Here is a 12,318-nt window from a genome sequence, read left to right as displayed (position 1 = left end):
TTATTTTACGTAAAAATCAGCCATGTAAAGATGCTTTTATGCCCACCATTGCCAATATGCTGCAGCAGTACGCAGAGCACAATCAGTTACTCAATTTTGAAGGCACGATGGAAACCATTATTACTGGAGTCTATTTTCATCGCGCCAGTAAAAGCTCGCCGCGACAGCCGCTTATTTATAACTCTGGGATTATTGTGGTCGGGCAAGGGCATAAAGTAATTCATTTTACAGATCATAAAATACAATATGGTGCGGGGGATTATTTAGTATTGGGCGTTCCTGTACCGCTAGAGTGCGAAGCCTTTACTGATGGCGACTTACCAGTGCTTGGGATTGCTGTTGATATTAACCCTGCGTTATTGCACAAACTCGTTAACCAAATGACTGAGCATAAACAATTTGCTCTGCCACCAACATGCGGGCAAATGAGTGGCGTGCAATCAGCTAAACTCGATAACGCGATGGAGCTGGTAACTAAGCGTTTATTAACCGTGTTAAATAACCCACTTGAAGCACAAGTATTTGGCGAAGATATAGTAAAAGAATTAGTATACCGTGTACTTTGCGGCCCCCAAGGACATACCTTATTTGGCCTTGCTATGCATGATGGGCATTATGCACGTATCGCCCGTTCGCTCTCAACTATGCACAGTAGTTATGCCAATCAAATTACGGTTGAAGGGTTAGCTGAAGATGTAAACATGAGCGTATCGTCGTTTCATCGTGCTTTTAGGCAAGTAACGTTTGAATCCCCTCTACAGTATTTAAAAAAAGTACGCTTAGCTAAGGCTAAAGAACTTATAACCACTAGTGGAAGTAAAGCCAACGAAGCTGCATTAAAGGTTGGCTATACCAGCCCATCGCAATTTAGCCGCGAATTTAAACGCCACTTTAATAAAACACCTAGCGAAGTATTAACTCAATTACACAGTTAATTTAACTAATTAACTAATAGCTAAATAGGTGGGCTCTGCTAGTATAAAAAAATGTAGTTGAGCTTGGAAGTGCTTATGGCTGACAAAAAACATCATAAAAATACAGTTCCTAATATTTTACACGGAGGTGCTAAATATGTATTTCTTTTTTTTATTTAATAGCATTTAATAGCAATGCAGGCGATTTTTGCGATATTACCCCCTTAAATAGTCAGTCCCCTCCATCATCTTTACAACCTAATACAACTTCTGAACTTCAGGCAAAACGCGGTACAAACCAATTTCAGCTTGACTGCTTGTTAAAGCGTGGCGGCGTACTTTCGTTTTTGCGCCCAGGTCTTGATGATTTTACATGGCAGCAAAACGGTGTAATAAAGCAGCCATTAAAATCGGCACAAGTGGCATTTTTAATGGACTCAGGAAACTTTACAGCCATTATTACAGTTGAGTCAAAACTTAACTATACACCACGCTTTAAGTGGCAAAATACACAAGTTTTTTTAAAGAAACACAGCAACATAATCTCATTATGGGTGCTTTTTATGGGCTGTGTATCACACTCATTTTTTACGTATTTATAATGGGCTACAGGCTTCACAACAAGATATTTAAGCTATACAGCGCTTATATTTTTTGTATTGGCAGCTTTATTTTGCTTCAAGAAGGCCAACTCTATTTATTTATAACTGACCACGTTTCATCACTCCTATTTGATTTGTACTTACTCAGCTTAGGTTTAACAGTACTCAGTGCTACATGGTTTATGTGCGCATTACTTGAACTAAACAATAGATGGCCAAAAACAAGTAAGATTTAAAAAATTATGGCCGGTACTGTTATGTGCTTTTCTTTAATAAAAATATTGTTCAGTAACACTTTGATTTGGCAAATAGCTGGCAACATCATGGCTTACGGCTCATTAATTATTGTGACTGTTATTTTTGTTTTAGCGGCACAACAGGCTCGCAAAAGAATACGCGAAGCAACGCTTGTTTTTGTAGCATTGAGCTTGGTGCTCGTAAGCATGATATTTAGAGTATTACTTATTAATCAAAGCCCATTTATGCAACGTTACGGATTTATTTTGGCTTTCGCTGTGGAGTCATTTTTACTAGCAGTAGCTGTTTCTAGGCGTATTAGCCGTATGCGAATCGCACAAAAACGCGCCGAAACCGAAGCCGATTACGATCACCTTTGTGGCATTTTAAACCGCCGTGGCTGGGGTAAAAAATCGTCAGAGCTGATTGAGCTGCATGCAAAAAAAGGCGGAGTTTTATGTTTAATGTATATAGATTTAGATGACTTTAAACAGATAAACGACAATTATGGGCATGCCGTAGGCGATGAAGCTTTATGTAAAGTAGCCGCCAGTTTAAAAAGTATTGTACGCACCAGCGATGCAGTCGGCCGCTTAGGCGCGATGAATTTGTAGTACTTGCCCACTTTTACAGCAAAGCGCAAGTAAGCCCAAAAACACACCATCTAAAAATAGAGTTAGATAAACTCGCCATCACGCATAACGACCAACCTATTGCTATAAAGGCAAGCATTGGTAGCAGCGTATTTAGTGAGCCTCCTAAAAATATTGACGAAATTTTAAAAGCCGGCGACACCGCTATGTATCATGAAAAACTACAGCGTAAAGTAAAGCCGCTCACTTTAGTTGATAGCTAACTTTAAGTATTTAAAACCGTAGCCTGCTTAGCAAACTGCTTACGGTTTATATAGTGGCTAAAATACACATCCACCTAATGAACCAATAATACCGCCATTAAGAATTTTAAACGTTGAGGCTTGTTTGTCACTAAAATGGGCAACACTGCCCATTACCGCTAAAATAAGCGGAAAGGTAGATATTAACCCGCTCCATGCAGACCCTATATGCTGCGATATAAACGTAACAAGCACGATAAAGCCCGTCACTAATATCATTTTACCAAAAGCTCCCAGCGGGCATTTAATGGTTTTGCATCAACTGATATATTTAGCCTTGTAGAGATAATAGCTAAACCGAGTAAAATACAAAGCGAAATCACCCTCGCCACAATAATATTCACTGGTAAAAATAAAGTAATAACGCTAAATACACACCAAATACTCAACGCTGTAAAAAGCGATTTAAGCATTCCAAATCTTCGTGAAACAACCAAGTAACTAAAACAAAATAAGCCTATACCGCTCATACCATAAAGAGAGGCCGCCGCTGAGTTAGCTGCAAATAATTTACCTTGTTCTAATGCTATAAAATAAGAAATAGGCCAGAGGTAATAGGCAAGCCAGGAACTATGCTGCTAACAAAACTACCAAAGCGTTTTTGGGCGAATGTTATTAGTAAAATAAGCAAAGGTGCAATTATGAGTTTAAGCAGCATAAATAACAATAAAGTATGAGAGTTTAAATTAAGTCTACGTGTCTATACCTACATTGTAGAGTGAATAAAAATCATGTATGTAGCGTAATTTTTTTACCTGTAAATATTAACTAATTTATCAAAACACTGATTAATAGTTATAAAAAACCACTTATTAAAGTGGTTTTTTAGCTTAACTTAAACAACAGCATTTATACTTTTTTAAATAAAACCTCTGGATTTACCATGGTTTTCATTTCAAGCACATTGCCATTTGGATCTTCAATAAAAAACGTTTCTTGCTCAAACTCATCACCAATAAAACGGCGGTATGGTTTATCTAGGTATTCAATACCCGCATCTTCAATACGTGTTTTTAACCCGTTAAATTCATCTTCAGAGAGGTGAATCCCAAAGTGAGGTACTGCCACAGCTCCCATATCTACATCATGGCGAACTGTTGGTAAGCGCTCAACACTCTGGTGCAAGGTAAGTTCATTACCCCAAAAATCTATATCTACCCAGCGACCTTCTTCACTGTTACCCGTTTTACAGCCTAGTACGTCACAATAAAACGCTTTAGCCACTTTTAAATCGCCAGCCGGAATAGCCAGATGCAAACAGTTAGACATAAATAACCCTTGGTTAACACTTTAATACATTAAATTATCGCCATTATACATAACTTGTGATTTATAGAACATTAACAGCGGCACTATTAAGCATATTTAATACCTAAAAGCCGTTTAAAAAACACGCTTTTAAAGTTTGTAATTACTTATAACATTTATTTGTTAGAGAGTATTAGAAAGCGCAAAAGGATTAGTTTAAAATGCGCCGCTATGATTAAATTCTTATTTTTAAAATTCATCACTTTCTTTTTAGGCTTTGTAGCTTGCTTTACTATGCACACTACTTTTGCATTACCTTTAGTGATTTCTGCTGCGCTAACGGGACTTATTGGCTCGTTTATTCCTTTTCCTGCACATTATAAAAACCATCCGTATGCTGCAATTTATGCTGGTAGCTTTGCAGGTATGTGTTCAACTCATTTAATTACCAGTTACTGGGAAATTGCTATTATTTCGCTTATTGGCTCAAGTTTGTATGTGCTTACTATGAATATGTTTACAGGTTTTGGTGGCAAGCTTGGTAGTGTTGCCTTTGCAAGTGTGGCACTTTTTGTATTAGCCAGAGGAATAGTATTATGAGTATTGAATATCCATTACTTGTACTGCTTGGGGCTTTTTTAACATTTTATTTAGCTAAGCATAGTCGCTTTGACGGGGTTAGGGCGTCGTCTTCACTTTCTATTATTGCTTATTTAATTTTTAGCGCTTTAAATTTGAACCCCGATTTATACGCAATTGTATTTTTTGGCGGTACATTTATAGGTATGAGCGCCCCACATCGATTTGGTATTTATACTGTAGCAAGCTCATCTATTTTGTTTTCAATCTTATTTGAGCATCTTGTACCAAAACTTGACGGCTACGGCGGTGCATTGGGTATTAGTGCATTTTTATCTGTATGTATTTGCCATACCTGTATTTTGTTAGGTGCCCCAAGAAGTAAAAAGCCGCCACCAGTTCAATAAAAAATTATTGAACTGGTCTAGTTTCTCCCAGCATTCACTTTAAAATAGTAGAAAAATTAGAGTGTAAAATATTCATGTTTTAAGCTGTTCTTTTTCTTTGCAAGTCTGTTAGAATCTTTCGCGAACTTTATTTACCCTAAATAAAGACAAACATATATGGATTTATGAAGATGAAAAAACTAATCGCAGTAGCAGCTCTATCTTTACTTCCTTTCTCAAACGCAATGGCTGACCAAGATATTGGTTGTGGTCTTGGTTCTATGTTATTTGCAGGTCAGCAAGGTAAAGGCGTTAAAATTTTAGGCGCTACAACAAACGGTACTTCTGGTAACCAAACTTTTGGTATCACTTTTGGTACTTTAGGTTGTGATGGTACTGGTACAGTAACTTCTTCAGAAAAAATTGCTTTATTCATTGACGGTAACATGGAGCAACTTGCTCGTGATATGTCAAAAGGTGAAGGCGAAACTTTAGCTACTCTAGCTGAAGCTTGGGGTGTTGCAGATCAAGATAAAGCAGCATTCAACGCGCTTGCTCAAGCACAGTTTTCTTCAGTATTTACTTCTGAAAACGTAACTTCGCAAACAGTTTTAGAAAACCTAAACACTGTTCTTGCAAGTAACGCACAACTTGCTTCTTATACTCTTTCTTAATCAGCTAAATTAGCCGGTTTTATACGTATAAATAAAGCCGCTGGAGTATTTCTCTAGCGGCTTTTATTGTTTAGTGATTATGAAAAAAATATTCTTTGTTTTATCAATTGCGCTGTTTAGTACTTACGTAAACGCTCAAAGTTTTAAAAATGACACCTTAGCAACCGACCCTTACTGGCTCAAATTAGGTCATTACCGTGGGGCCACATTAGGTGGTTGGAAAAGTGAAGTAGATAGGGCTGAGTTTTTTTTATCTCCTATAGGTAAAACAAGTCCACTGGACGAACTTGAAGCCACTATAGCCGCATTTAGTGGTAAAAATACTGACCCAAAAACAACACAATCTCGCTGTCGGTTTCCAGCACGCTATAAATGGCTAAAAACAAAAATTAAAAATAACTGGCCCGCGCTTAATTGCCCAGAGCTTCAAACGTGGCAAAAAATAATAAACCCAAAAGGGGTTACGTTAGTTTTTCCTACTGCATTTATGAATAGCCCATCATCAATGTTTGGTCACACCTTACTTCGTATTGATGCAAAAGATCAGACTCGCCATAAAGAGTTGCTCGCATTTGCGGTTAATTTTGCAGCAGAGCCAGACGGCTCAGACAATGCAGCTATGTACGCACTAAAAGGCCTGATTGGCAGCTATCCTGGTAAATTTTCGCTTATGCCGTACTATAAAAAAGTACGCGAATATAATGATTTAGAATCTCGTGATATTTGGGAATACAAACTTAATTTATCTGAGCCACAAGTAGAGCTTATTTTATTGCACTTATGGGAGCTACAATCAGCTACATTTGATTACTTTTTTATTGATGAAAACTGCTCTTATCAATTACTTGCATTATTACAACTCGCACAAGAGGACCTTGATTTAACATCGTCATTTAATATGCAAGCTATTCCATCAGATACCGTTGCAGTACTAAGAAATAACAACTTACTACAATCACCTAATTACCGCCCTGCTTTTGGCACTAAGCTTTACCATTACTCTACTCAAATGACTAACGAACAACTTGATGATGCAAGAGAGTTAATACAAGGTGGCTCCCTCAATACTCGTAATTACTCACAGTCGCAATTAGTCGCAATATTAGAAATGGCGTATGAATGGTTAAATTTTGAATTTTACGATAAAGCATTAAAGCGTGAAGAAATTGCCCCGCGACTAACTAAGCTACTACTAATGCGCAGCAAATATAAAGTAGCTTCGCCATTTACTAAGCCAAGTCGTCCTATTGCTTCTCCAGAGCAAGGTCATGGCTCTTCTAAAGTAACGCTAGGTAGGGTACAAAATAATAACCAAGCAAACCTTACAAATTTTGGTTATAGGCTTGCGTATCATGACTTACTAGATAGGCCTGAAGGTTTTATAGCGGGTGCACAAATTAGTTTTTTTGATTTGGAAGCCGCTATTACTGACGAAGGAAATGCAGATATTGAACATTTTTACTTATTAGATGCTATGTCGCTTGCACCCGATAACCGCGTATTTGATAGCTGGTCGTGGAACTTTAAAATGGGCTTTGACCGACAACCAAGTGACAATAAACGTTTAGGCCGCTTTTTTACAAAAGGAGGTTATGGTAAATCTTATGGCGATCCTAATAATCTACACGGCTATATTCTTGGTCAATTTGAGCTAAATACAGGCGATATAACCGACCGACTTAGTACTGGAATAGGCAGCGAAGCCGGTGTAATTTGGCAAATAAACAATAACCATAAACTCGCTTTAACTGGCAATATATTATGGCTAACTGATAACGCAGCAAGTAAGCACAGCGAAATAGCTATAACATGGAATTACGCTGTTTCTCGCAATGTATCGCTGCGCAGCAAAGTACAGCATGCTCAATGGCATAGCCATAATTCATCAATGAGTTTAGCTATGCAGTTTTACTTTTAACTTTTTCAATATTATTTATATTTAATGCTACTTGTAGGGTAGCCAAATAGCACTCTACATTTAGCTTTTATTCCCGATGCCTTATAAACACTTTTCAATAAGTGCTCCCACTGATGAAACGTAATAACGACTGGGTTATTGCTATTAAGCTGCCCTATAATGCCGTATTTACAAGGCTTTGATTTACCTTCTTCTACAAAGGTGCCAAATAACTTATCCCAAATAATGAGTACACCGGCAAAATTTTTATCTAAGTAGCCGGGGTTAATAGCATGATGTACTCGATGATGCGATGGGGTGTTAAATACCTTTTCAAACCAGCCTAGTGTACTTACCGTTTGGGTATGCACAAAAAACTGATAGGCCAAATTAAGCGCCACTACGGTAAATACACTCAGCGGATCAAAGCCGATTAATATCATTGGCAACCAAAATAACCACATACCCGCAAGCGGATACATTAAGCTTTGCCTAAATGCGGTTGAAAAGTTCATTTTAGTTGAACTGTGATGAACCACATGGGCAGCCCATAACCAATGAATATGGTGCGACGCTTTATGAAACCAATAATACAAAAAGTCTTGTAGTAAAAATGCGCCAAATATCGTCAGCACCGACAGTTCAATATCAAATAACCTATATTGATGCAACCAATAAAAAAATGGCATTAGCACAATTAAAGCAATCGCATCGCACCCTTGATGCATAAGCGCCAGTGCTGTATTCGCCAAGCTGTCTTTTATGTCGTAATAGCGCCGATATTTAATAAATTCATAACTTACAAAAATAATAAATACAGGACTAAGGGCAAGTAAAATTATTTCTATGCTCATGATATGTTGCCCTTAAAGTTGGCTTTTAGCTTATTAAGCGCTTGTGCTATATCTTTTTTAATAAAAAATTTAATCACTAGGCTTGGCAGCCACCAAGGTGTTTTACAGCGTATGTTATAGGTAACTTCGGTGCTTGTTGGGGCATTGTCACTAACGCAAAAATAAATATCGCCACGATGCTCTGCAACTGGTTTATTACCTATTATTTGATAACTAATATGATTGCTATCGGCGCTAATTATACGCTCTTCAAAGCGAACTCCTGCCATTATAACTTGCCTAATAGCACCTTTACCGCCAATAATTTCGCCTTCATTTTGCTTTTTTAACAGGACAAATTTAGCATTAAAAAAACGTTCTAATTGCGCATGATCAAGCAAAGCGTCTCTGACTTGTAGAGGCGTTGCTGCAATCTTTTGTTTTAAGGTTATTTGTATCATTTTTATATAATAAGTATTTTCATAATGCCCTACAATATAAAATTTTTTCGTGGCAAACTTGCTGTTACACGACCATTTTTTAGCTTTAGGCGACATATGAGCACACTTGCCGATCATTATTTTTCAAGCTGTATTGATTACCTTGAAACACTTGGACTTAATAGCCAAGCTGTTTTGTCGGCTATTAACTTTAATGAATACAGTAATAAGCAAGCTCAGCAACTCGCGCCACGCATTAGCTTAAACAGTTACAACGCACTGCTAAATTATGCTCAGCAAACTCTAAACGAGCCTTTGTTTGGCTTTAAGCTTGGTCAGCAAATTCGAACTGCCGACTTTGGCATATTGGGTTACTTAATTGAATCGAGTAATAACTTAGCCAGCGCTATTACCGCACTGCTTAACTACGACAGTTTAGTTGCAGATATTGGTAGAGCAGAGTTTGAACAGCAAGGTGAGTTGGCAATTATTCGTTGGCTACCTAATGCTAACTGTAGCCCACAGGTTATTTTACGTAATATGACCGCTTGGGTAAGTGTTATTCGACAACTATTAAACCCACAGCTATCGCCCAGTACTATTTATTTTACCCAAGCTTTTACCAGCAATGAAAAAACAGTACTCACACACTGGTTTAACTGCCCCGTTAAAACTAACGCACAGTATAACCAAGTGGTATTTCCGAGCAGTTATTTAGCACTGCCATTTAAAACCGACAATACGCAAATTAATTTAGTGCTTAAACAGGTTTCTGAGCAGCAACTTTCACGCTTTAAAAGCCAGCAGCTACTAACCGAAAAAATCAGCCAGTTATTTATAGCTAAAAATGACTTAATCGACTGCAGTTTAATACGCACAGCAGGCGCACTAAACATGACCCCGCGCACCTTGCAACGCCATTTAAAGCGCGAACAAATATCGTTTGCCGACTTACTTGAGCAAGAGCGTAAAAGGCGCGTAATACTGTGCATTGGCAAAGAGCCATTAAGTAACATAGCAATTAAACTTGGCTTTAACGACCAAAGTTCATTTAATCGTGCTTTTAAACGCTGGTATAACTGCACCCCACTGCAATATATAAAAACACTACCTAAAAACACTACCTAAAAACATTGGCTAAAAATCAAACGTTACTTAACTCTTTAATTCAACATAGGTAATAAAAAGCCGCGGTTAAAATAACCACGGCTTTTTATTCGCTTACTCGTGCGCTTAATAATACGCTTACTTTCCTATCGCTTCTTTAGCAAACAAGTGCTTTATTGGGCCTAAGTTATCAACCATTGAAAGCCCAACTCCACGTATTAGTTTTTTAATTGGGTTAGCACCGGCAAATAACTCTTTTAAAGAGTACATCATGGCAATGTGTTTTTGCGCATCGAGTTTACGGGTGCGCTCGTAATCACGTAAAGTACGCGTGCTGGCAAATTCTTTATTATCACTTGTTAGTAACTCAATTAAATAAGCGGCATCTTTTAGGCCTAGGTTCATCCCCAAGCCTGCAAGCGGATGAATAGTATGTGCAGCATCACCAATTAATACGACTTTACCTGCAACCCATTGCTGGGCATAACGCATTTTAAGTGGAAATGCAGCGCGTACACTTTGCACTTCACACAAACCACATTGGCCGTCTATTGCCGCCATAATGGCTTTGTTAAACTGGTTGTCGTCCATTGCTAATAGCTCTTCACAATGCGTTGGGTTTGTAGACCACACAATTGAATGGGTGTTGGCATCGCTCAACGGTAAAAATGCTAATGGCCCGCTTGGTAAAAACACTTGGCGTGCGGTATTGGCGTGTGGCTCTTGGGTTTTAACTGTAGCCACCAATGCATGGTGGTCGTAGTCTTTAAAGCTCAGCGCCATATTAAACTGCTTTCGAATTGCCGAATTTGCACCATCGGCGGCCACCAGCAGCTTTGCAATGATTGGCTCACCACTTTTTAAAGTAACAAATACATCCGATTCGCTTTGGTGTATTTGCTGATAACAAGTGTCGAACATCAGCGTAGCATTTGGCTGCTGCTCCAGCTCCTTTACAAGCGCGTAGCAAATAATATCGTTTTCAACTATATGACCTAAATGATCAAGCTCTAGTTGCTCACTATTAAAAGCTATTTTGCCAAAGCTGTCTGCATCGCGCACATCCATATGGGTATAGGCACTAGCACGCAAAGCAACTATGTGTGGCCATACGTTTAATTGTTCAAGCAAGGTTTGACTCGCAATACTCAACGCACTTACGCGCATGCCATACTCGTCTGTTGGCGGTGTTTGCTTTGGCGCAGCGTCAAGCACGACTACGCTTATACCTGCTTTTGCCAACCCAAGCGCTAAGGTAAGCCCTACGCTGCCACCACCTACAATACATACCTGTGCTTGTTTCATAAACCTTGACCTTGTTTAACTTGCCCCATTAACTGCTTAGCCAATGGCGCTTTTAAAGAGGGGAATAAATCCATCGAAAACAACCCAATACTACGGCCAAGTGCCAGTATGCGTGATGAATTTGAAAAAAGCCTTACTAAACCATCTGTTAGGGTCATCACGTTATTTATATCAGCGCTGCGCTGCTGTGCATACTCGCGAGTAAATGCATAACTACCTAAGTCACTTGGGCTCTGGGCAATTAAGTTACTAAGTACTTGTACATCTCGCAGGCCTAGATTAAACCCTTGCCCTGCAATGGGATGAATTGCATGCGCAGCATTACCTATTACTACCGTGCGGTGCGCAATAAGCGATTCTACTTGCCCATACACTAAGGGGTAATTAGCACGCATACCCACTTTAGTAAATTGACCACCGCGATAACCAAAGGCACTTTGTAGTGCGCTTATAAAGTCGTCTTCACTTTGTGCCATGTGCTGCTCAACGTGCTGTTGCTGCATACACCACACCAGTGAATAGCGGTTGTTGCTCATAGGTAATAGCGCCATGGGGCCATGTTGCGTAAATCGCTCAAAAGCATGGTTATTATGCCCACCAGCTACTTCTATATTGGCAATAATAGCCCCTTGCTCATAAGCTTGAGTGTTAAACTTAAGTCCAAATAAGCTACGAGTTGGCGACTGTGCACCGTCGGCAATAACTAACAGCTTGGCGGCTATTTGCTCGCCACTTTGCAAAGTAACTATATTATTATGTAATTGCTGTTCAATGGCACTTACGCTATCAGGGCAATATAAACTGATATTTATTTGAGCGTTTAATAATTGATGTAACGAGCGGCCAAACGGGTTTACTTCAACCACATAACCAAGGGCATCTTTAGCAAACTCTTCACAGTTAATATCTGCTTTACCAAAATGGTGACGATCAGACACACTTACTTTTTTAATTGCTGTAGCGTACGGTGAATTTAATGCAAATAAATTTAAGCCTTGCAAGTACTCTACCGACTGCTGAGCAAGTGCTATGCTTCTATCATCAAAGCTCGGGTGATAGTCATTACTTACTTCATTCGCCTCAACAACAGCAATACTAAGCGCGGGATTTATTTTAGCCACGCTTAACGCACAGCTAGCACCGGCTAAACCGCCACCAATAACAACAACATCAAACTGCTTAGGCACTTTTTTCTCCTAGT

The 12,318-nt window shown here is 38.9% G+C and carries 14 protein-coding genes and 1 pseudogene; 9 read left to right on the top strand and 6 right to left on the bottom strand.

Annotation, left to right across the window (positions count from 1 at the left end; translation table 11 throughout):
* Window positions 1-38: 38 nt before the first annotated feature.
* The 4 genes and pseudogenes from H5058_RS05235 (at window position 39) to H5058_RS18690 (ending at window position 2,609) form a co-directional block, all read left to right on the top strand.
* Window positions 39-935 (top strand): AraC family transcriptional regulator, encoded by an 897-nt coding sequence (locus tag H5058_RS05235; protein WP_182677205.1) that lies wholly within the window; start codon window positions 39-41, stop codon window positions 933-935.
* Between the two features lie 296 nt (window positions 936-1,231).
* A complete protein-coding gene (locus H5058_RS18455) occupies window positions 1,232-1,516 on the top strand; it encodes a hypothetical protein (protein WP_024605797.1) in 285 nt (94 codons plus the stop codon).
* Window positions 1,465-1,752, top strand: a complete 288-nt coding sequence (locus tag H5058_RS18450; protein ID WP_310735839.1) for a 7TM diverse intracellular signaling domain-containing protein — start codon at window positions 1,465-1,467, stop codon at window positions 1,750-1,752. The genes H5058_RS18455 and H5058_RS18450 overlap by 52 nt, the downstream gene beginning before the upstream one ends.
* Before the next feature lie 6 nt (window positions 1,753-1,758).
* Window positions 1,759-2,609, top strand: a pseudogene (locus tag H5058_RS18690) (GGDEF domain-containing protein).
* Between the two features lie 57 nt (window positions 2,610-2,666).
* Here H5058_RS18690 and H5058_RS18435 read toward each other — a convergent pair.
* A complete protein-coding gene (locus H5058_RS18435) occupies window positions 2,667-2,867 on the bottom strand; it encodes a hypothetical protein (RefSeq protein WP_024605800.1) in 201 nt (66 codons plus the stop codon).
* A 630-nt stretch (window positions 2,868-3,497) separates the two neighbouring features.
* A complete protein-coding gene (locus tag H5058_RS05220; protein ID WP_010554617.1) occupies window positions 3,498-3,917 on the bottom strand; it encodes a VOC family protein in 420 nt (139 codons plus the stop codon).
* A gap of 273 nt (window positions 3,918-4,190) precedes the next feature.
* Between H5058_RS05220 and H5058_RS05215 the strand changes: the two genes are divergently transcribed.
* From H5058_RS05215 to H5058_RS05200, 4 genes are all read left to right on the top strand, one after another.
* Window positions 4,191-4,496, top strand: coding sequence for a hypothetical protein (locus H5058_RS05215; protein WP_024605802.1), 306 nt, complete (start codon window positions 4,191-4,193; stop codon window positions 4,494-4,496).
* Entirely contained in the window at window positions 4,493-4,882 is a 390-nt protein-coding gene (locus H5058_RS05210; RefSeq protein ID WP_024605803.1) for a hypothetical protein, read from the top strand. Before H5058_RS05215 ends, H5058_RS05210 begins: the two co-directional genes overlap by 4 nt.
* 170 nt (window positions 4,883-5,052) lie before the next feature.
* Complete coding sequence (locus H5058_RS05205) at window positions 5,053-5,535, top strand: DUF3015 domain-containing protein (protein WP_002962856.1); 483 nt, start codon at window positions 5,053-5,055, stop codon at window positions 5,533-5,535.
* A 79-nt stretch (window positions 5,536-5,614) separates the two neighbouring features.
* On the top strand, window positions 5,615-7,453 hold the full coding sequence (locus H5058_RS05200; RefSeq protein WP_165743286.1) for a DUF4105 domain-containing protein: 1,839 nt from the start codon (window positions 5,615-5,617) through the stop codon (window positions 7,451-7,453).
* Window positions 7,454-7,464: 11 nt separating this feature from the next.
* On the opposite strand, the gene H5058_RS05195 is transcribed toward H5058_RS05200, so the two are convergent.
* Window positions 7,465-8,286, bottom strand: a complete 822-nt coding sequence (locus H5058_RS05195; RefSeq protein WP_182677173.1) for a sterol desaturase family protein — start codon at window positions 8,284-8,286, stop codon at window positions 7,465-7,467.
* On the bottom strand, window positions 8,283-8,726 hold the full coding sequence (locus tag H5058_RS05190) for an SRPBCC family protein (RefSeq protein ID WP_089368931.1): 444 nt from the start codon (window positions 8,724-8,726) through the stop codon (window positions 8,283-8,285). Before H5058_RS05190 ends, H5058_RS05195 begins: the two co-directional genes overlap by 4 nt.
* A gap of 96 nt (window positions 8,727-8,822) precedes the next feature.
* Between H5058_RS05190 and H5058_RS05185 the strand changes: the two genes are divergently transcribed.
* On the top strand, window positions 8,823-9,833 hold the full coding sequence (locus H5058_RS05185) for an AraC family transcriptional regulator (RefSeq protein WP_182677171.1): 1,011 nt from the start codon (window positions 8,823-8,825) through the stop codon (window positions 9,831-9,833).
* A gap of 117 nt (window positions 9,834-9,950) precedes the next feature.
* On the opposite strand, the gene H5058_RS05180 is transcribed toward H5058_RS05185, so the two are convergent.
* Entirely contained in the window at window positions 9,951-11,117 is a 1,167-nt protein-coding gene (locus H5058_RS05180) for an FAD-dependent oxidoreductase (RefSeq protein WP_089367786.1), read from the bottom strand.
* Window positions 11,114-12,304, bottom strand: coding sequence for a 2-octaprenyl-6-methoxyphenyl hydroxylase (ubiH, locus tag H5058_RS05175; protein WP_182677169.1), 1,191 nt, complete (start codon window positions 12,302-12,304; stop codon window positions 11,114-11,116). The genes H5058_RS05180 and ubiH overlap by 4 nt, the downstream gene beginning before the upstream one ends.
* Between the last annotated feature and the right edge of the window lie 14 nt (window positions 12,305-12,318).

This window comes from Pseudoalteromonas sp. SR45-4, assembly GCF_014163535.1.
In the GTDB taxonomy this organism is placed as follows: Bacteria; Pseudomonadota; Gammaproteobacteria; order Enterobacterales; family Alteromonadaceae; genus Pseudoalteromonas; species Pseudoalteromonas nigrifaciens.
The sequence above is the reverse complement of the archived record's forward strand: the minus strand, read 5'-3'. Positions and strand labels throughout refer to the sequence as shown.